Origin of the sequence: Anaerovibrio sp. (assembly GCF_045637405.1) — a bacterium.
Lineage (GTDB): Bacteria > Bacillota > Negativicutes > Selenomonadales > Selenomonadaceae > Anaerovibrio.
This window is the reverse complement of sequence record NZ_JAZTZI010000091.1, coordinates 1-21,107: the sequence shown is the minus strand read 5'-3', so window position 1 is coordinate 21,107 and position 21,107 is coordinate 1. Positions and strand designations below refer to the sequence as shown.

Sequence of the window (21,107 nt, the reverse complement as noted above, 5' to 3'; positions counted from 1 at the left end):
TGATATAATACATAGGTATGTTGGACAAATAATAACAATAATCAGCATACAAGGTGATATGTTATGGAAGTGATCCTTGCAGACAACCTGGGCTTTTGTTATGGAGTGAAGAGAGCCATACAGCTGGCAGAAGATTCAGCGGCTCCTGGTCAGGTGACCAATACACTTGGTCCGATTATCCATAATCCCCAGATGGTTGCAAAGCTTGCGGAAAATGGCGTAGGAACGGTGGATTCCCTGGATGAGGTCAAGGAAGGGACCATTATTATCAGATCACATGGCGTAGGTCCTGAGATATATGACCGTGTTGAAGCCATGGGACTGAATATGGTTGATGCCACGTGCCCACATGTTCGCAAAGCCCAGTCATCAGCCCAAATGCTTGCTGATGAAGGATATCAGGTAGTTATCATCGGCGAAAAGCGTCACCCGGAGGTAAAGAGTATTATCGAATGGGCTGGTGATGGAGCCGTTGCAATTGAGACAGAGGAAGAGGCTGATGCTTTACCAAAATATGGTAAGCTGGGCATCGTTGCTCAAACAACCTTTTCTGCTCCAAAATTTAAGCTGATTGTTGAGCGGCTTTTGGACAAGTCCAGCGACATGAAGATACTGAGAACTATCTGTACAGCAACGGATCAGCGTCAGTCGGCAGCCATGAAGCTGGCAGCTGAGGTTGACCTGATGATTGTTATTGGCGGCAAGAACAGCGCCAACACTACAAGGCTGGCTCAGCTTTGCGGTGATAAATGCAAAACTTACCACATCGAAACAGCAGATGAGCTTCGTGACGATTGGTTTGATAAAATTAAAAAAATTGGTATCACAGCTGGTGCTTCTACACCGGACTGGATTATCAAGGAGGTTTATAAAAAGTGTCAGAAGAAATGAATTCAATGGAAGCTTGGTTAGCAGCAGAAGATTCTATGAAGGAGATACATGAGCGCGATTTAGTTAAGGCTACAGTCGTTGCTGTAAATGATAGCGAAGCAATCGTTAATATTCAGGGCAACAAGAACGATGTTCCAATTTCCAAGTTTGAGCTTGCTGAGCCTGCTCCAGAGTCCGCAAAGGACATTGTTAAGGTTGATGATGTTATTGAGGTTCTTGTAGTTGCCAAGGGTGGCGAGAATGGCCTCACTGTTTCCAAGGTTAAGGCTGATCGCCTTGCATCCTGGAAGGAGCTGGATGGCATCGTTGAGAAGGCTGAGCCAATAGAGGCTGAGATTACTCAGGTTGTTAAGGGTGGTTTGGTTGCCCGTGCTCTCGGCGTTCGTGCATTTATCCCAGCATCCCAGATTGAGCTTAACTTTGTTAAGGATCTCTCCAAGTATGTTGGCCAGACTGTAAAGGTTGTTCCAATTGATTTGGACCCAGCTAAACAGCGTTTGGTTCTCTCCCGTCGTCAGCTTCTTGAGACTGAGCTCAAGTCCTGGTTGGAGAACGTTAAGGAAGGCGATGTAGTTAAGGGTACTGTTAAGAGACTTGTTAACTACGGTGCGTTTATTGATATCGGTGGTATCGATGGTCTGGTTCACATTTCTGATCTCTCCTGGAACCGTGTTAAGGATCCAGCAGATGTTCTGGAAGAGGGCCAGGAGCTTGACGTTAAGATTAAGAGCATTGCTGAGACTGAGGATGGCAAGGTTCGTATTTCCCTGAGCGTTAAGGACACCATGCCAGATCCATGGGTAGTTAAGGCTGAGAAGTATAATGCTGGCGATGTTATCTCCGGTGAGATCGTTGGCCTGAAGGCTTTCGGTGCTTTCATGCGCATTGAGCAGGGTCTCGATGGCCTCATTCCTATGGGTGAGCTTGCTGACAGACGCATCAAGAGTGCTGATGAAGTAGTTGCTATCGGTGACAAGGTTACTGTTAAGATCCTGAACATCGATGTTGACAGAAAGCGTATTTCTCTCAGCATTAAGCAGGCTGGCGAGTCCAACGAGGCTGAGTAATCAAAGGGATTGCAGCCTTAGGTTTTAATTGTATAACGATTATTATTGGGGAGTGATGATTTCATCACTCCCTATTTACAGTTTAATCAGATATGTTTATAGATAAAAAACAGGAGAATGTATGGGCTACGGTAAAATACTGTCCGTGGAGCCTGGTAGTCTGGCTGAGGAGCTGGAGCTGGTTCCGGGAGACAAGATAATCGAAGTGAATGGTATGAAGCTCCGGGACATTATAGACCTTAGCTTTGCCTTCGCTGATGAAGAAATAGATATGCTGGTTGAACATGAGAATGGCGATCAGGAAATGCTGGAATTTGATAAGGATTACGATGAGGAGCTGGGGGTTGAGTTCGAATCTGCAGTATTTGATGGTATCCGCAAGTGTGCCAACAACTGCTATTTTTGCTTCGTGGACCAAGTGGCTCCCGGTATGCGTGAGACTTTGAATATAAAGGATGACGACTATCGTCTGTCATTTTTGTACGGTAATTTTGTTACCATGACGAATATGGTGGACAATGATTTTAAGCGCATAAAGCAATATCATTTGTCACCCTTGTTTGTTTCAGTACAGTGTACCAATCCGGAGCTTAGATGTCAGATCCTTCGCTGTAAAACGGCGGGAAATCTGATGACCCAGCTGGATAAGCTGGAGAAGGCTGATGTGGAGTATCACACCCAGATTGTCCTTTGCCGTGACCTCAATGACGGTGAGGAATTGGACCGATCCATACGGGATATTCTGGCAAGAAAGCCCCATGCCCTGTCCATGGCTATTGTTCCCGTGGGACTTACAAAGTTTCGACAGGATAAATACCCTTTAAAGGGATTTGATAGGGAAAGCGCCCTAAGGGTGATTGAACAAGTGGAAAAGTTCCAGAAGCAGGAACGTGAGGCTACAGGCAGAACCTTTGTATATTTAGGTGACGAATTCTATTTTTTGGCAGGAAAAGAGGTACCTCCTGCAGAAGCTTATGATGGGTTTCCACAGCTGGATAATGGTATAGGTCTGGCCCGTAATTTTATGGAGGAGTTTTCCTCTGCCCGTAACGAAGCTGAACATCAGCAGAAGGGTTACGATAAAAGAATCAGGCTGGCAGTTATGACAGGAACTGCTGTAGCTCCAATGTTCAGAAAGCTGGCTGATGAACTGGCAGTGGAAAATCTTGAGGTTACCATAGTTCCGGTTCCAAATCACCATTTTGGAACCACAGTAAATGTATCCGGGTTGCTGACTGCCCATGATATGAAAAGTGCAATGGATGCTTTAGGGGAGACCTTTGACGGGATTTTGATTCCTGAGTCTGCCCTTAGAGCTGGAGATAATATATTTTTAGATGATGTTTCTCTGGATGATTTCAAGAGCTGGTTCCATGGTCGTGTGGAGACAGTAGGAGATGGCAATGACTATTTCAATGCCCTTGCTGGTTTTGAGAATTATCAGGGAGTAGATGGTGAGGCAGCTGCTTATATGTGGCAGAGTAATGCTGCATATACCAAGAGAGGAGGCCACAACAATGAGTAAGCCTATAGTAGCTATCGTTGGACGCCCGAATGTGGGCAAGTCCACTTTATTTAATCAGATTGGCAAGCGCCGGGTATCCATAGTTGATGATATGCCAGGCGTTACCAGAGACCGCATATATATGGATGCTGAATGGCTCAATCATACCTTTACCATGATTGACACAGGCGGTATTGAATTTGATGAAAGCGATCAGATACTTCGCTCTATGCGCCAGCAGGCAAAGATTGCCATGGAGGAGGCTGATGTTATCGTATTTGTGGTAGATGGTCGTGTAGGTCTCACCTCCGCTGATGAAGAAGTGGGACACATGCTGCGTTCTGCCAAGAAGCCAGTGGTTTTGGCCATTAATAAGATTGACAGTCCTCAGCTTGAGGCCAATATTTACGAGTTCTATAATTTGGGCCTCGGTGACCCTATTGGTATTTCTGCCTCCAACGCCCTTGGTCTTGGTGACCTTTTGGATGCGGTAGTAGAATCCTTCCCTAAGAATGATTATGAGGAAAAGGAAGAGGACGAAATCAGTATTGCTGTTATCGGCCGTCCAAACGTGGGTAAGTCCTCCATCGTAAATGCCCTCATTGGTGAAGAACGTGTTATCGTAAGTGATGTGGCCGGTACAACCAGAGATGCCATTGATACCCATTTTGTGTCCGATGACAACAAGTTTATGCTTATTGATACTGCTGGTATGCGTCGCAAGGGGAAAATTGATGAAGCAGTGGAGCGTTATAGCGTAATGCGATCCCTCCGTGCTGTGGACCGTGCCGATGTGGTTCTTATGGTTATTAATGCCTTTGAGGGAATTACCGAGCAGGACAAGAAAATTGCGGGCTATGCCCATGAGTCTGGCAAGGGCGTGGTAATTATCGTAAATAAATGGGATATTTTCCCGGACAAGGATGATAAGTCCACCTTAAGATTTACAGAGGATCTTCGCGATGAGCTGGGTTTTTTGCAGTATGCACCAGTTTTGTATACCTCTGCTCTGACCCATCAGCGTATTCCTCGTATTGTGGAGCTGGTAAAGTATGTGGCTGATCAGCAGTCCATGCGCATTCAGACCAGTGTATTGAATGAGCTTATTCGTGATGCGGTTTCTGTAAATCCGCCACCATCCCATAGGGGCAAGCAGCTGAAGATTTATTTCATGACTCAGGCGGATATCCGACCTCCTAAGTTCATTGTTTTCGTAAATGACCCAGAGCTTATACATTTCTCTTATCTGAGATTTTTGGAGAACCGCCTGCGTGAGAGCTTCGGCTTTGAGGGTACTCCGTTGAAGCTGATTGTTCGTGGTCGTAAGGAAGAGGAGGATATCTGATGCTGGAACTGATAATTGCCTGTTTATTAAGCTATGTAATTGGTTCTATTCCAAATGGTCTTATTTTAGGAAAGGCCGTTTGGGGAGTAGACCTTAGGGAGCATGGCAGCAAAAATATTGGTGCAACTAATGCTTGGAGAATTATCGGCAAGCCTGCGGGCATCTCCATTTTCGTATTGGATATGCTGAAGGGCTTTTTGGGGGCAGGTTTGGGTATTTTTTTCGCCGGCGGTCTCCCTGATCATCCTGAGTATGGCGTTATTTGCGGAATTTTGGCCGTTGTAGGCCATTCCTGGTCACTTTTTCTTAAGTTTAAGGGCGGAAAAAGTGTATCCACTGGTCTGGGCGTTCTTATTATGCTTATGCCAGTGGTTGCGGCCATCGTTTTTCTGGTTTGGCTGGCAATTGTCTTTGTAACCCGGTTTGTATCCTTGGGCTCTATCGTGGGCGCAGCACTGGTGCCTGTTCTGGCCTTTATTTTCGATATGCCGATGGTTTATATCGGCTTTGGTACCCTGGCGGCAATCTTTATTATTTATCGTCATAAATCAAATATTGAACGTCTCCTGAATGGTACGGAGAGTAAGATTAAAGCTGCCAAATAATGTATTTGATATGTAGACAAAATGGGTGCTCGTATGTATAATGAGCGCCCATTTTTTACGTTTTAAGTGAAAACACTATTGTCATCCCAGAGGATACAGTGTATAATATCCCTTGTATGTAGAAATATATCCACTTATAGTGTACGGAGGAAAAGATATGACATCAAAAGAGAAAAGCGGATTTTTCCTTGTTAGAGAAGAGATTTTACCAGAAGCAATAAAAAAGACCATTCGTGTTAAGGAAATGCTGAAGCGTGGAAATGCCCGCACCATTAATGAGGCAGTTGAGAAGATGGAGCTTAGCCGTAGTGCTTATTACAAGTACAAGGATTATGTATTCCCATTTTATGAGGCAAGTCAGAACAAGATTGTTACCCTGACCTTCCTTTTGGAGCACAAGAAGGGAGTTCTTTCCAGCGTTCTCAATACTATTTCCAGTGACTCTGGCAGCGTTCTTACCATTAATCAGGGTATTCCTCTCCAGGGTGTGGCAAATGCTACCGTTTCCATTGAAACTGTAAATCTGTCTGTAGACCTGGAGGCCTTACTTGATAAGCTTCGTATGGTTGATGGAGTTAAGAGATTAGAGGTTCTTGGACAGGCTCAGGCGTGAGGGGAGTAACAGGGCTTTATGGGGAAAAAAATTCAGATTGGACTGTTGGGCTCCGGTACAGTAGGATCCGGAGTTGTTGAGGTCTTAAAGAAAAATGTAAGGGATATCGAGCAGCGCGTGGGCTGTGAAATTGGCATCAAAACCGTGTTGGTGCGTGATTTGACCAAGAAGCGGGAAAATCTCGATGGTATTAAGCTCACTGATAACATCGATGAAATATTAAATGACCCTGATATCAGTATTGTAGTTGAGCTCATGGGTGGACTTCACCCAGCCATTGAATACATGGTTAGGGCCATGAATGCTGGCAAGCATGTGGTAACCGCCAACAAGGATGCTGTGGCCCAGTCCGGGGAGGAGCTGTTTTCTGCTGCAGAGGCCAATAAGGTAGACTTCATGTTTGAGGCCAGCGTAGGCGGCGGTATTCCGATTATTACCCCGTTAAAGCAATGCCTTACCGGCAATAAAATCAGCTCCATTATGGGTATTGTAAATGGCACCACCAATTATATGCTTACAAAGATGACCCAGGATGGCAGTGATTATGATGAAGTGCTAAAGGAGGCACAGGCCAAGGGATATGCTGAGGCCAATCCGGCGGCTGATGTGGAAGGAATGGACGCAGCTAGAAAGGCTGCTATTTTGGGGTCCATTGCCTTTAACACGAGAATTCATCTGGACAGCGTTTACGTGGAGGGTATTACCAAAATCGAGGCTGCTGATATTGCCTATGCCAAGCAGCTGGATTATGTCATAAAGCTGTTGGCTGTGGCCAAGGATTATGGTGATAAAGGGGTTAATGTACGGGTTCATCCTGTATTTTTGCCACAGACTCACCCGTTGGCATCGGTTAATGATGTATTCAATGCCATATTCCTTAGGGGCAATGCCATCGGTGATGCCATGTTCTACGGTCGTGGTGCCGGTTCCTTGCCAACGGCTTCTGCTGTGTTGGCTGATATTATTGCAGTGGCCCGTAATATGGTTACGGGGAATTCTGCTGTGGTTAGCTGTACCTGCTATAATAAGCGGGAAATCTGCCCTTTGGCGGATACGGAATCCTCTTATTATGTTCGTCTTCATGTGGATGATGAGCCAGGTGTTCTGGCTGCCATTGCCACAGCCTTTGGGGACAGCAAGGTAAGCTTAAAATCCGTTATTCAGACCCGTATGGTAAATAATCATGCGGAGATTGTGGCTGTTACTCATGTGGTAAAGCATAAAAAATTGGAAAAGGCTGCAGAGCTTTTACGCAGTCTCTCGGTTGTGGACAAAATCTGCAATATTATTCGCGTTGAGGGAGACTGATAAAATTTATTAGGGGGCAATGTTATGGATGCAAAGACAGTTAAAGTAAGAGTTCCGGGAACATCGGCAAATTTGGGGCCGGGCTTTGATACTTTGGGAATAGCATGCTCCTGCTACAACGATCTGGAGCTTACACTCCTTAGGGAGGAAGGCCTGGAGATTGAGATTAACGGTGAGGGTGCGGATAATATTCCCAGAACCTCCCGCAATATTGTATGGCGTTCAATTCAGAAGGTACTTCGCAGAGTGGGCTGTACTGATGAATTTAAGGGTGCCAGAATTGTGATGGACAACAATGTGCCTCTCTCCAGAGGACTGGGGAGCAGTGCTACAGCCATTGTGGGCGGTATTAAGGCAGCTAATGAGGCACTGGGGAATCCATTAAAGAATCGTGACCTTTTAAAAATAGCCACGGATATTGAGGGTCACCCAGATAATGTGGCACCGGCTATCTTTGGCGGCATGACCATAAGCACCGTGAGAAATGGCTGGCCTGAAACCTTCAGATTTATTCCAAAGATTCGTTTCAAGATGGTGGTTGTGGTTCCGGATTTCTTTTTGCCTACCAAGGCAGCCAGAGAAGTGCTGCCAGAGAAGGTGGATCGGGCTGATGCTATAGTTAATATTGGTAGTACGGCCATGATGATAGCGGCTTTTATAAAGGGGAGCAGACATTTTCTGAGAAATGCCTTTGACGATGCTCTCCACCAGCCTTATCGGGCTGAACTCATTCCAGGCATGTATGATGTGTTTAAGGCAGCCAGGAAGGAAGGGGCCCTGGGTGCTTTTCTGAGCGGGGCTGGTCCATGCCTTATGGCGCTTGCCTCCGGTGATGAGAGGAAGGTAGCTGAAGCTATGCAGAGAGCCTTTAAGGAGAATAATGTGGAGTCCACTTATATGATTCTTGATATTGATAAAGAAGGGGCCCGCCTTATTGAATAGAAAATGAGCTTCAATGTGGAAACTGCTGTGACATGGTTGCGGCAGTTTTTTGGTGCAGTTATGCAGGAATTTAAATTAAAGCAACGAATTTTAAAAGATAAAAGAGTTAGGGCGGTGAATAAATGACAGAAAATGAATTCGCCATACAGATAAGAGATGCCGGGGGAACCCTGTATATAGTGGGAGGCTGGGTTCGAGACAAGCTCATGGGCAAGGATCCCCATGACAAGGATTATGTGGTAGTGGGCTTATCCAAGGAGAATTTTGCAATATGCTTTCCTGAGGCCAAGCTTATAGGTAATGCGTTCCCCGTTTTTCTTGTAAAAATAGATGGAATAAGCTGTGAGGTGGCCTTTGCCAGAAAGGAACGAAAGGTTGGTACAGGCTACACAGGCTTTGAAATATTGGCCCATGAGGATATTACCATTGAGGAGGATCTTTATAGGCGTGATACCACGGTGAACAGCATAGCTATGGAGGTGCTCACTGGAAATATCATTGATTTATATGGGGGTAGACGTGATATTGAAGATAAAATGCTGCGCCCTATATCAAAGCACTTTTCCGAGGATCCGGTGCGGGCTTTAAGAGTTGCACGACAGGCAACGCAGTTGGGCTTTGATGTTTCAGATGAGCTTATAGATGCCATGAAAGGTTGCCGTGAGGAGCTAAAGGGTGAGCCACCGGAAAGAATTTTTGGGGAGTTGAAGAAGGCATTGGAAACCAGCAAGCCGTCAGTGTTCTTCCAAGTCCTTAGGAAGTCAGAGCTTTTGGAAACACTATTTCCTGAGATTTATGCTCTCATTGGAAAGATTCAGCCTGTGGACTTCCACCCGGAGGGAGATGCCTATAATCACACCATGCTGTTGGCAGATAAGGTGGCAACCTCCACAGATAATGTGGTGGCAGTCTTTGCGGGCCTTGTCCACGATATTGGAAAAAGTGTTACTCCGGAAGAAATGCTGCCACATCATTATGACCACGAAAAAAAGGGGTTGGAGGTCCTTAAGGAGTGGAATAAACGGGCAAGGTTTCCGAATCAGTGGATACGGGCAGGTAATCTGGTTATTGAGGAGCACATGCGGGCTCCACTGATGCAAAAGCCTGGAAAAATAACAGAGCTGATTCTTCATTTGCACAAAATGTCCAGTTATCTTCCGCCTGAGGATTTTTGCCATATTATACGGGCTGACCATGGGCAGCTACCAAAATATTTGGAGCGGTACACAGAGCTTAGGGATGAGCTCTTATCTATTGATGGAAATATGGCTCCTGAAGGAGTCAGGGGAAAGGCACTGGGAGACTGGCTATGGCAAAAGCGGGTCAGGGCCTGTGCACAATGGCTGAAAGACTAGAATTTGTATGACAACTTTGCTATAATTAATTAAGGATACATCTTGAGGGAGGTTTTTTTATGGGAAATGTTTTTGCATTGGCTGATAAAAAGCCTGAGTTAGGCAAGAATGTTTATGTTGCACCTAATGCTGTAGTGGTCGGTGATGTTAAAATCGGTGATAACAGCAGTGTTTGGTTCAGCTCCGTTGTCCGTGGTGATATCAACAAGGTGGTTATTGGCAATAACTCCAATATCCAGGATAACAGCACCATTCACACAATGTGGGATACGCCGACAATTATTGGCAACAATGTTACCATTGGCCATAATGTGGTGGTTCATTGCAGCAAGATAAATGATAATTGCCTTATTGGTATGGGAACAGTGATTATGGGGTATACTGAGATTGGCGAAAACTGTATTATTGGTGCAAACTCATTTATTCCACAGAACAAGAAGATTCCGCCAAACTCTATGGTATACGGCAATCCTGCCAAGCTGATCAGACCTCTCACAGAAGAGGAAATCAGTGCCCTTCAGGAATCTGCCGATGCCTATAGTGATATTGCCAAGATGTACAGTGAGGGGCTAAAGGACTTGTAAAAACAAGTTAATAAATTGAGGTATTAAAAAGGAGATTTATATCAAAATGGAAAAGACATTGGTACTCATTAAGCCAGATGCCATGAAGGCACATCACATTGGTGACATTTTCAAGATTTACGAGGAAAAGGGCCTGGAGGTTCTGGCTGTCAAGATGCTTCAGATGGATGAGAAGCTGGCGTCCCAGCACTATGTGGAGCATATTGGCCGCCCATATTATGACGATCTGGTAGGCTTTATGACCTCTGGTCCTATTATTGCCATGGTATTGGCTGGTGAGGATGCTATTGCCAATGTACGTAAGATTAACGGTAAAACTAATCCGGCAGATGCTGATGAGGGAACTATCCGTAAGCTCTATGCTTCCAGTGGCAGCCGCAATGCAGTTCATGCTTCCGACTCACCTGAGAGTGCAGCAAGAGAGATTTCCTTATACTTTAGTGCTACTGAGATTTTTGACTGATAAGTATAGGATAGGCATAAGAAATATGAAATAGGAGGCTATGAAGTTATGAGTGTTTATACCAAAACCGGTGATAAGGGTACCACTGGCCTGTTTACAGGTCAGCGTGTTGCGAAGAATTCCCTGCGGGTTAAAGCCTACGGTACAATTGATGAGGTATGTTCAGCCCTTGGTATGGCAAGAGCCTTTTGTAAAAATGATGAGGTAAAGGAAATTATTCTGAAGCTTCAGAAATACAATGGCTTGCTCATGGCAGATTTGGCCTCTCTGGATCAAGAGCCGTTGATTACCAATGAGCATGTGAATGAACTGGAGTCAATAATTGACGGCATTGAGGCAAAGATTCCGTCTTTGCATGAGTTCCTGATTGCGGGAGAATCCCAGGGAGGCTCATGTTTGGATTTGGCCAGAACCTTTATAAGAAGAGCTGAAAGGGCTATTTTGGACCTGGCGGAGCAGGAGATAGTCCATGATAGTGACAGATTATATATTAACAGGGTTTCAGACCTGTGCTTCGTACTTATGAGACTTGAGGAAAATCGGTGAAATAATCGGAGCTCCAAAATTTTGGGGCTCCTTTTTAATGAGTATTTTATTGAAAACTGACTCTCTGGGTGTTTTGTACATAAAAGAGGATTTTGAAAAGTTTTCTCGAAGTTTTTAAGGTAATAGTTATAGGAGTTGGTTTTTGATGTTAAAAAAATGGAGAATTAAGCCCTATTCCGGGGAACGAACCGCAGAGCTGGCGGCTGAGCTGGGCATATCCCAGCTGCTGGCAGGGGCCTTGATAAATCGGGGAATTGATACCAGGGAAAAGGGAGAGATATTTCTTCATCCTGAAAGGTTTGAATATTGCGATCCCTATTTGCTGCCGGATATGGATAAGGCAATAGAGCGTATAGTTGACGCCATTGATAAAGGAGAAAATATTGCCATATATGGCGACTATGATTGTGATGGAATTACCGCCACCTCCCTGTTGATGATTACCTTTAAGGAGCTGGGGGTGAAGGTGGACTACTATATTCCTGACAGGCTCACAGAGGGATATGGCCTTCATGCTGATGCCATAGAGAAGCTGGTGGATAAGGGAATTGAACTTCTAATCACTGTGGACTGCGGTGTTAAATCCGTGGATGAAATAAAGAGCGTTGCCGGGCGAATGGACGTTATTGTTACTGACCACCATCTTCCGGGAGATGAGCTTCCGGAGGCAGTGGCTGTAGTGGATGCCCACAGAAAGGATTCCAAGTATCCATGCCCTGAGCTGGCAGGTGTTGGTGTTGCCTTTAAGCTGTGTCAGGCCCTTTGGCAAAGAATAAAGGGAGAGCCCCTCAATGACCGTGGCTTGGAGCTGGTTGCCCTGGGGACGGTGGCCGATGCGGTGCCCCTTACCAAGGAAAACCGAAGAATTGTAAGCTTGGGATTGAAGGCTATAGAAAACTCCAATATGGTGGGGGTAAAAGCCCTGCTGGTAGCTGCAGGATGCCTTGGTAAGCCTGTTACCAGTATGGTGGTGGGCTTTATGCTGGCCCCACGTATTAATGCAGCAGGGAGGCTTAGCAGTGCAACACTGGGAGTTGACCTTTTGACTGCTGTGGACAGCACCAAAGCGGATGCCATAGCATTGGAGCTTAATGGTATCAATGAAGAACGGAAAAAGCTGAAGGATGATATGCAGCAGGAGGCTGAGGAACAGCTTAAAGGTATGGACGTGGACAATACCAGAGTGTTGGTAGTAGCCGGAGAGGACTGGCACCATGGCGTTATTGGACTAACAGCAGCAGGGCTGGATTCCAAATATTATAAGCCAACCATTGTTATCAGCTTGAAGAATGGCATAGGAAAGGGCTCTGCCCGTAGTATAGAGGGCTTTAATCTCTATGAGGCCCTGGAACATTGCAAGGATGTGCTGGTGCAGTTCGGTGGTCATGAAGGGGCGGCAGGTCTTACAATTAAAGAAGAAAACATTCCAGAGTTCAGACGGCTTATGGAGCTTGAGGCCAAGCGCCAGATGGCAGCAGAGCAATACATTCCATTTTATGAATTGGATCAGGAGATTTCCCCATTGGATGTTACCATGGAAATGGTGGATGAACTAGCGTTGTTGGAGCCCTGCGGCATGAAAAATGATAGTCCGTTATTTGGCTGTAAGGGCGTCAGGACTGCTTATGCTTCCTATATGGGAACAGAAAACCGCCACATGCGTTTTAGCATTACAGACGGTAATCGTTATGTAAAGGCTGTTGCCTTCAATATGAATGAGGATCTTGATAAAATGAATTCTCAGCCTCAGAATCTTGTATATGAACTGGGGATAAACGAATGGGAAGGCAACCGTAACCTTCAGTGTATAGTAAGAAGTCTGGACACTCCTCTGGAGGATGAAAAGCCTATAAACGTTGACAGGGAGTTTTTAAAGGAGCTTTATCTGTATCTCAAACAGTGTAACGATGAAGAAAAGCCCGTGTTAAAGGATCCGGCCTGGCTGGCTATGAGGATGCGTATGGATGGCAGACAGTCAGAGAGCAAGGCTACAGAATATGGATTAACAATATTTCAGGAGCTGGGGCTGATGAGTGTGGATAATGCTGGTGTGTGTCATTTGGTGGAAGGCACCGGCAAAATGAATTTACAGGACTCTGAGACCTTTTGCCGTCTCAATGGATAGTTTAGATAATCTTATGATTAAAGCATGGGGGATAGCCAGGTGCTATTCCCTTTCCTTTATGATGTCTCCGAACCTCGTGTGATGCGAATCTGGTCCTGTAAGGAAAACGCTAATTGGAATATTTGCCTGTGGCAAAATTTGAACAATGGCGTTATAATTATTAAAAGTTTGACTTTAATTTGTGTTTTGAATGGCGGTGATAACAATGGATGCCAATTCAACTTCTGTAAATGTGAATATTTATACCCCAGTTCCAGCCGGAGCAACGGCGGATGTTACAATTGATGATATTATAAATGCGTTGTTGAAATACCAGCCCAATGCGGATGTGGACCTCGTCCGCAGGGCTTATGAACTGGCTCACTCGGCCCATGAGGGGCAGAAAAGGGCTTCTGGTGAAGAATATATTATTCATCCTCTCTGTGTGGCCAAGATACTCACAGAGCTTCAGATTGATGCCGTAACCATTACAGCAGCTCTGCTACATGATGTGGTGGAGGATACCATCTACGATATTAAGCAGATGGAGGAAATGTTTGGTCCTGAAGTGGCCATGTTGATTGACGGTGTTACCAAATTGGGCAAAATTAAATTTCAGTCCAAGGTGGAGCAGCAGTCAGAGAACTACCGCAAGCTGTTTTTGGCCATGGCCAAGGATATTCGCGTAATTATTATAAAGCTGGCGGACCGGCTTCATAATATGCGTACCCTGAAGTTCGTGAAGGAGGAAAAACAGCAGCGTATTGCCCGGGAAACCATTGAGGTTTATGCACCCTTGGCAAATCGTCTGGGTATTTCCAGCATTAAATGGGAGCTGGAGGATTTGTGCCTGCGCTATCTTGACCGTGAGCATTACTATGATCTTGTGGAAAAGGTCAAGCAAAAGCGGCAGGAGCGTCAGCGTTTTATTGAGGATTCTATTTTACAGATTCATACTAAGCTCATAAGAAGCGGCATAAAAGCAGAAATCAGCGGTCGTGCCAAGCATTTTTACAGTATTTACCGCAAGATGAAGCGGGATAATAAGGATATAAGTGAAATTTATGACTTGTCAGCTATCCGGGTTTTGGTTCAAAGTGTCAAGGACTGCTATGCGGTTCTTGGTGTTATCCACGCCATGTGGAAGCCGATTCCGGGGCGGTTCAAGGATTATATTGCCATGCCAAAATCCAACGGCTATCAGTCATTGCATACCACTGTTATGACCCGTGGCTTTCCGTTGGAAATTCAGATTCGTACCTTTGCCATGCACAAGATTTCCGAGTACGGCGTTGCGGCCCATTGGAAGTACAAGGAAAATGGCAGGGGAGCCACTGCAGCCAATGATTACGACAAAAAGCTGTCCTGGCTGCGTCAGATGGTAAATCTCCAGCAGGAGCTTAACGACCCAAGTGAGTACATTCAGGCCTTGAAAATGGATATTTTCTCCGACGAGGTGTTTGTATTTACTCCCCGGGGGGATGTTATTGACCTTCCAAAGGGGTCTGTACCAATTGATTTTGCCTACAGAATCCATACGGAAATCGGTCATCACTGCGTTGGTGCCAAGGTAAACGGCAAGATTGTGCCATTGGAGTACAAGCTGAAAAACGGCGATATTGTTTCCATTATTACCAACAAGGCCAATCAGGGGCCAAGCCGTGACTGGCTTAATATTGTGGCAGCATCAGATACCAGGAGCAAGATTCGTGGCTGGTTCAAGAAGGTACGCCGCGAGGAAAATGTGGCCAAGGGCCAGGAGCTTCTGGAGAAGGAAGGCAAGAAGCTGGGCTATGAACCTAAGGACCTTCTTCGCGATGAGTGGCTTAATGAGGTATGTCTCAGATTTAATATTAATAATGCCGAGGATTTATTGGCAGCCATTGGCTATGGTGGTGTTACCGTAAGCGGGGTTATTGCCAAGCTCATTGAGCTGCATAAAAAGCTGGTGAAGGAGAATACTCCACAGGATGTTTCTGAAATGCTGGAGAAGCTGAAGCGTCCTCAGGGGCAGGGATCATCCAAGAAGTCCAGGGCCAGCCATGGAATTTTGGTTGAGGGCGAAGGCGGTATGCTGGTGCGTCTTGCCAAGTGCTGTAACCCGATTCCGGGAGATCCGATTACTGGATTTATTACCAAAGGACGTGGCGTATCTGTTCATCGTGCGGATTGTCCGAATGTGGCAGTTACCAGTGATGCGGCCACCAGAGTTATTGCCGTAAACTGGGATGTGGGCCTTGACCGTGACTATACAGTAGAGATCGAGATTCACTGCAATGATAATCCTGGTATTTTGGCAAGTATTTTGGCAGTTCCTACAGAAATGAAGATTAATGTTTCCTCTGTAAATGCCAAGACTAACCGCAACAATAAGACTTCCATGATTATTCTGGGTATTGAGGTTCATGCTACTTCTCAGGTGGAACAGATTATGGCTAAAATCCGTCGTTTGAAGGATATTTACAGCGTAAGCCGTGCCATGACCAGCAATCCGGATAAGCGCAATGACTGATGGGAGGTTCGCAGCCTATGGATTTTTCTGTAAAGAGCTTTGAGGTGGGCCCTGTGGCCGCTAATTGTTATATACTTAAAGACAACAGCTCCAACGAGGGAATGGTAATAGATCCCGGCGGAAATCCGGAGAAGATATTATCCGCCATTAAGGAAATGGGCGTAGAGGTGAAGCTCATTGCCCTGACCCATGGTCACTTTGACCATATCGGGGGACTGGATAAGGTGAAGAAAGCCTTGAATGTGCCTGTGGCAATTCATGAGGAAGATGGGGAAATGCTGACAGATGCAAAGAAGAATTTGTCGGCATTTGTAGGTGCACCAGGCGAAATGGAAGGAGCAGAGGTGCTGTTGAAGGATGGTGACAATATTTCCTTTGGTGGCTGCAGCCTCAGGGTTATCCATACTCCGGGACATACCCCAGGCGGTGTGTGCTTCTATGGGGGAGGTGCCTTATTTAGTGGTGATACCCTCTTTGTCGGCTCCATCGGCCGCACGGATTTCCCCGGCAGCAGTACCGAGGAAATTTTGGATTCCATACGCAACAGGCTGGCAAAGGTATCCGATGCCACCAAGGTCTTCCCAGGCCACGGCCCGGCTTCAACCATGGGAATAGAGCGGGAAACAAATCCATTTTTCTGAAAAATTGATAATTTATACGCAAGATACCCTGCAGCTTTGTAATTGAAGCTACAGGGTATTTTTTTGGAAATTGCACATTTCTGATAAAAAACTTGATTTATAGAATATGTGTTTTATATAATAGAGATAAAAGAATTGTTGTTCTGTTTTGAGGACGTAAGAAAGGCAGAAACGGATAATGAGTGAAAAAATGGAAAATATGCAGCTGTTTGAGGACCAGCCTATTCGCACTGCTTGGAATGAGGCGGAGGGAGAATGGTATTTTTCTATTGTGGATGTGGTGCGGGTATTAACAGAAAGTGATAATCCGCAAACGTATTGGCGTGTTCTGAAAAAAAGATTAAAAGATGAAGGAAATGAAACCGTTACAAATTGTAACGCATTGAAAATGAAAGCCGCCGATGGTAAACGTAGACGTACTGATGTGGCAAATACAGAGCAGCTGCTGCGTATTATACAGTCAATACCATCGAAAAAGGCAGAACCGTTTAAATTATGGCTGGCCCAGGTGGGCAAAGAGCGTATTGATGAAACCCTCGATCCGGAGCTTATAGCTGATAGATTGGTGGTTACCTATGAACGAAAGGGATATACCAAAGAGTGGATCAATCAGCGACTTATGTTAAGCATAACCAAGTTTATTGAAAGAAAATTATTTCTTAAGGTCAACAGGGATAAAACCGTTGTGGCACACATAAACAAGGTAAAATTCCTTGGATATGGGTTTTACATTTACAAGGGAAAATGCCGTCTGAGGCTTCATTCTAAATCCAAGACGAAGATGAAAAGCAGACTACGCGAAATTCTAAACCGTAACAAAGGGGTTAGTAATGAGGCGCGTCAAAGAAAATATCTACAATTTATAAGTGGTTGGCTTCAATATTTCAAAATGGCCGACATGAAGGAGATATTAAGAGAAACTGACGGCTGGATTAGGCGCAGGATTAGAGCGGTGTACTGGAAACAATGGAAGAAGGTAAAAACGAGATACCGCATGATACACAGGTATAACATCTCTGAGTGGAAGGTACACGAGCTGGCAAATTGTCGCAAAGGCCCATGGCGAGCGGCACTGATGCTGAACCAAATTCTTTCAGATAAAGAAATAGCCAGCCAAGGCTATACACCTATGACTAGCTATTATCTGCAAATTTTTGAAAACTAGAGAACCGCCGTGTACCGAACGGTACGCACGGTGGTGTGAGAGGTCGGGAAATTTATTCAAATTTCCCTCCTACTCGATTAATTGTGAAAATGGTGGGCAATAAAGAGGTTCGAAGGAGTGCTTAAAATTGTTACTATCTAAATATAATATATATCTATATGCGTGATACATAATAATATTATCTGGTTTTATATACACACAATAGATATTTAATAATAATCGTGATATAATCAAAATATCAAAAAACGACATCTGCGTTGTTTTTACATTTTTTATAATATGTTATACTTTAGGAAAGGATGATCTGTATGGGCCTGCTTGAATTTGACCCGCCCCAAAGGTATCTCGAACTTATTGGGCAGTTTCGCCTTATTGATGACACCTTTTTTGATGTGTGCTTTGATGGCAATATCGAAGGTATGCAGCTTTTGCTGCGTATATTCTTCCATCGGGATGACATTATTGTAAAAGAGGTTATATCTCAACGTTCAGCCACTAATCTTTATGGACGTAGTACCAGTTTTGATGTAATTGCTGTGGATAGCAAGGGGAAAATTTACAATGTTGAAATTCAGCGTTCCAATGAAGGCGCAAATCCCAAAAGGGCCAGATTTAATAACTCACTAATAGATTCCAGGGAAATTAACAAAAATACAGCATATAAGGATTTCCCGGAAGTTTGGATTATTTTCATTACTGAACATGACATTTTCGGTGCGAATTTACCGATGTATCATGTAGAGCGAAATATTATGGAACTCAACAAACCTTTTAGTGACGCTGCTCACGTTATCTATGTAAACGGTGACTACAAAGCAAATGATGAATTAGGACTGTTGATGCGTGATTTCTTCTGTCCTGATCCATCTAAAATGCATTATCCGGAATTAGCAAAACGTGTAGATTTCTTTAAAAATGATGAGAAGGGGGTGTCCACCTTGTGTGAAATAATGGAAAAGCTACAGGAAGAGGGCCGTCGTGAGGGCCATCAGGCTGGACTCGCTGAGGGTGAAAAGATTGCTGACCGTCGCACTGCCTCCAAATTGCTCGCCAAAAATATGTCCGTTGAAGAAGTATTGGAATGTGTTAATTTGTCTAAAGATGAAATTTTGGAGCTTGCTGGTCAGAACTAATTCGCATTGCATAGGGCTAATGCCGCTGGCGGCCTAAAACTTAATATGCCAATAAAAAAGGACTACATCCGTGAGGGCTGTAGTTCTTTTTAATTTGATTTCCATATTAGTTATGGAAAATATTGAATTTTTGCGTTATGACGAGTAAGCTTTTGGGCTCGTCGAAACGTCTAATAGGAAGAATTTCCATCTAGTTATGGAAATTCTTGAACAATTACGTTATAATACAATAATTGGAGTGTAAATTGGGAGAGTAATGTTAATTACAAAATTTTGGCATGCGGGGGATATAGAAATGCGTGATGGATTTAGCATTGAAGAACTGAAAAAAAGACTCCAGAACAGCCGGTACAAGCTGACTCATCAGAGACAGGACGTGCTGGAGGTTTTCTTAAATAGTACAGGAGAACACCTTAGTGCTGAGGAAGTACACCGTACTCTCCGAGATAAGGGATATGACATTGGTCTGGCCACTGTATATCGTACTCTCGAATTAATGTGCAGCCCTGAAATGAACATTCTCCAAAAGATGGAATTCGGTGAGAAGCGTGCCCGTTATGAGCTGAAGAAAATCGAGGAAAATGGTCATCAGCACCATCATCTTATTTGCAAAAATTGCGATAAGGTTATAGAATTCTCTGAGGATATGCTGGAGGGGTTGGAGCAGAAGATTGCTGAAACCTGTAACTTCAACATTATCGATCATCAGGTGCTATTCTACGGATACTGTCAGGAGTGTGCCAAGAAGCTTGAAAATTAAAGAGTTTACCCTAAATAGTGAGGACCAGGTGGTGGTCAAGGTTGTCCGCGAAGTCCTGAATCTTTTTAAGATTGAGACAGGCTGCCAGGAAGACTACTGCTGGGAGACACTGAATATAGAAAATAACCTTAAGCCGGGTGATGTGCCTATTGTGGAAACCATTATTACCATGAATGGTATGGCGGGGGAGAGAGTTCATCTCACCCAGACTACCAGAGGACGCAGTGATGAAAGGTTTGCTGCCGGTAAGCATCGCCTGATAAAGCTGAATCTCTATCAGCTCTTTAGGAAGGAATTTGGCTTTGAGGCTGCCCCTTGGGGAATTCTTCACGGGGTTCGTCCCACCAAGATAGTTCATCGCCTTTTGGATGGTGGCCTATCCAGGGATGAGGTGGTGGAGCGCTTGCTTCACGATTATGAGGCCAGTGAGGAAAAGGCAACCACCATTGTGGATATGGCTATTCGTCAGCTGCCATTTTTGGCAAAATCTGATGAAAAGACTATCAGTATTTATGTGGGTATTCCCTTCTGTCTGAGCCGTTGCCTCTATTGTTCCTTCCCAGCCAATATTCTTCCAAAAGAGGATGGCCTAAAGGAGTTTATGGAGGTATTCCATAAGGATTTGGCGGCAGTAAAGCAGGCCGTGGCTGACTATGGCTTTAAGGTTCAGTCCATTTATGTAGGCGGAGGTACTCCCACCAGCCTGCCGGATAAATATTTCCGGGAAATGCTTAGTGCAGTACGGGAGGCTTTTTACTGTGAGCATACTATTGAGTTCACTGTAGAAGCCGGACGTCCAGACAGTATGTCCCCGGATAAAATTCAGACCATGGTGGATATGAATGTCACCAGAGTCAGTGTAAATCCGCAAACCATGCAGCCCCGTACACTAAAGCGTATTGGGCGCAATCATACTCCGGAGGCCATTGTGACCATGTTTAACGACTTAAGGTCGGCTGGCATTCCGGAAATAAATATGGACCTTATTATTGGCCTTCCCGGTGAAGGGGTGGCTGATATTGAGGATACAATGAAGAAAATAGTGGCCCTTGGCCCGGATGACATCACCCTTCATTCTCTGGCACTGAAACGGGGTTCAGTTTTAAAAATGAACCTTGAGGAATACGAGCTGCCGGATGACAAGACCTGTCGGGAGATGTTCCATACTGCCATGAGCTATATTGATGAGGCTGGCATGAAGCCATATTACCTCTATCGTCAGGGGTACATGAGCGGTCAGCTGGAAAATGTTGGCTGCTGCCGTGAAGGGGCAGAGAGCATTTACAATATCCAGATAATGGAGGAACATCAGACCATACTTGGTATTGGCGGGGCGGCCACCAGCAAGGTGGTAAATTTCCGTGAAAAGCGGCTGAAATCTTCATTTAATGCCAAGGATCTGATTACTTATCTAAGGGATATTGATATTTACATTGATAAAAGGGCAAAGCTGATAGCTGAGGCTTACGGCGGTCCTGAATAATAAATAGATTGCAATACCTTGCTTTTTACAAAGCAAAGGAGGTTTTATAAGATATGTTGACAAATGCTCCACGGGGCACCAAGGAC

The 21,107-nt window shown here is 44.8% G+C and carries 19 protein-coding genes; all 19 read left to right on the top strand.

The features are described from left to right. The first annotated feature begins 63 nt into the window (after positions 1–63). The 19 genes from ispH to hemZ all read left to right on the top strand — a co-directional run bounded on the left by ispH (position 64) and on the right by hemZ (position 21,021). Positions 64–891, top strand: coding sequence for a 4-hydroxy-3-methylbut-2-enyl diphosphate reductase (gene ispH / locus ACKI5G_RS06585; RefSeq protein WP_407398783.1), 828 nt, complete (start codon positions 64–66; stop codon positions 889–891). Next, positions 876–1,958, top strand: coding sequence for a 30S ribosomal protein S1 (locus ACKI5G_RS06580; RefSeq protein WP_407398781.1), 1,083 nt, complete (start codon positions 876–878; stop codon positions 1,956–1,958). Before ispH ends, ACKI5G_RS06580 begins: the two co-directional genes overlap by 16 nt. A gap of 121 nt (positions 1,959–2,079) precedes the next feature. Then, positions 2,080–3,483, top strand: coding sequence for a DUF512 domain-containing protein (locus tag ACKI5G_RS06575; protein WP_407398779.1), 1,404 nt, complete (start codon positions 2,080–2,082; stop codon positions 3,481–3,483). Then, positions 3,476–4,807, top strand: coding sequence for a ribosome biogenesis GTPase Der (gene der / locus ACKI5G_RS06570; protein WP_407398777.1), 1,332 nt, complete (start codon positions 3,476–3,478; stop codon positions 4,805–4,807). The genes ACKI5G_RS06575 and der overlap by 8 nt, the downstream gene beginning before the upstream one ends. Next, complete coding sequence (gene plsY / locus ACKI5G_RS06565; RefSeq protein WP_407398775.1) at positions 4,807–5,412, top strand: glycerol-3-phosphate 1-O-acyltransferase PlsY; 606 nt, start codon at positions 4,807–4,809, stop codon at positions 5,410–5,412. The genes der and plsY overlap by 1 nt, the downstream gene beginning before the upstream one ends. 157 nt (positions 5,413–5,569) lie before the next feature. Next, positions 5,570–6,025, top strand: coding sequence for an ACT domain-containing protein (locus tag ACKI5G_RS06560; RefSeq protein WP_407398773.1), 456 nt, complete (start codon positions 5,570–5,572; stop codon positions 6,023–6,025). An 18-nt stretch (positions 6,026–6,043) separates the two neighbouring features. Further along, positions 6,044–7,333 carry a homoserine dehydrogenase gene (locus tag ACKI5G_RS06555; protein WP_407398771.1) on the top strand — a complete coding sequence of 430 codons (1,290 nt, stop codon included), beginning with the start codon at positions 6,044–6,046 and terminating at the stop codon, positions 7,331–7,333. Positions 7,334–7,357: 24 nt separating this feature from the next. After that, the gene (gene thrB, locus ACKI5G_RS06550) at positions 7,358–8,275 is read left to right on the top strand and encodes a homoserine kinase (protein WP_407398769.1); all 918 of its coding nucleotides are present in this window, start codon (positions 7,358–7,360) and stop codon (positions 8,273–8,275) included. 122 nt (positions 8,276–8,397) lie between these two features. After that, entirely contained in the window at positions 8,398–9,630 is a 1,233-nt protein-coding gene (locus ACKI5G_RS06545; RefSeq protein WP_407398767.1) for an HD domain-containing protein, read from the top strand. Between the two features lie 59 nt (positions 9,631–9,689). After that, a complete protein-coding gene (locus ACKI5G_RS06540; protein ID WP_407398765.1) occupies positions 9,690–10,214 on the top strand; it encodes a gamma carbonic anhydrase family protein in 525 nt (174 codons plus the stop codon). 46 nt (positions 10,215–10,260) lie between these two features. Then, positions 10,261–10,677: a nucleoside-diphosphate kinase gene (gene ndk / locus ACKI5G_RS06535; RefSeq protein ID WP_027396191.1), complete on the top strand. Its 417-nt coding sequence runs from the start codon at positions 10,261–10,263 to the stop codon at positions 10,675–10,677. A gap of 48 nt (positions 10,678–10,725) precedes the next feature. Continuing rightward, complete coding sequence (locus ACKI5G_RS06530) at positions 10,726–11,223, top strand: cob(I)yrinic acid a,c-diamide adenosyltransferase (protein ID WP_407398763.1); 498 nt, start codon at positions 10,726–10,728, stop codon at positions 11,221–11,223. 145 nt (positions 11,224–11,368) lie between these two features. Then, positions 11,369–13,348, top strand: a complete 1,980-nt coding sequence (gene recJ, locus ACKI5G_RS06525; protein ID WP_407398761.1) for a single-stranded-DNA-specific exonuclease RecJ — start codon at positions 11,369–11,371, stop codon at positions 13,346–13,348. Positions 13,349–13,553: 205 nt separating this feature from the next. Continuing rightward, complete coding sequence (locus ACKI5G_RS06520; protein ID WP_407398759.1) at positions 13,554–15,839, top strand: RelA/SpoT family protein; 2,286 nt, start codon at positions 13,554–13,556, stop codon at positions 15,837–15,839. Between the two features lie 17 nt (positions 15,840–15,856). Next, positions 15,857–16,480, top strand: a complete 624-nt coding sequence (locus ACKI5G_RS06515) for an MBL fold metallo-hydrolase (protein WP_407398757.1) — start codon at positions 15,857–15,859, stop codon at positions 16,478–16,480. Positions 16,481–16,658: 178 nt separating this feature from the next. After that, positions 16,659–17,645 (top strand): group II intron maturase-specific domain-containing protein, encoded by a 987-nt coding sequence (locus tag ACKI5G_RS06510; RefSeq protein WP_407398755.1) that lies wholly within the window; start codon positions 16,659–16,661, stop codon positions 17,643–17,645. 308 nt (positions 17,646–17,953) lie between these two features. Next, the gene (locus ACKI5G_RS06505) at positions 17,954–18,778 is read left to right on the top strand and encodes a PD-(D/E)XK nuclease family transposase (RefSeq protein WP_407398753.1); all 825 of its coding nucleotides are present in this window, start codon (positions 17,954–17,956) and stop codon (positions 18,776–18,778) included. A 295-nt stretch (positions 18,779–19,073) separates the two neighbouring features. Next, on the top strand, positions 19,074–19,538 hold the full coding sequence (locus ACKI5G_RS06500) for a Fur family transcriptional regulator (RefSeq protein ID WP_407398751.1): 465 nt from the start codon (positions 19,074–19,076) through the stop codon (positions 19,536–19,538). Beyond that, entirely contained in the window at positions 19,528–21,021 is a 1,494-nt protein-coding gene (hemZ, locus tag ACKI5G_RS06495) for a coproporphyrinogen dehydrogenase HemZ (protein ID WP_407398749.1), read from the top strand. The genes ACKI5G_RS06500 and hemZ overlap by 11 nt, the downstream gene beginning before the upstream one ends. The last annotated feature ends 86 nt before the right edge of the window (positions 21,022–21,107 follow it).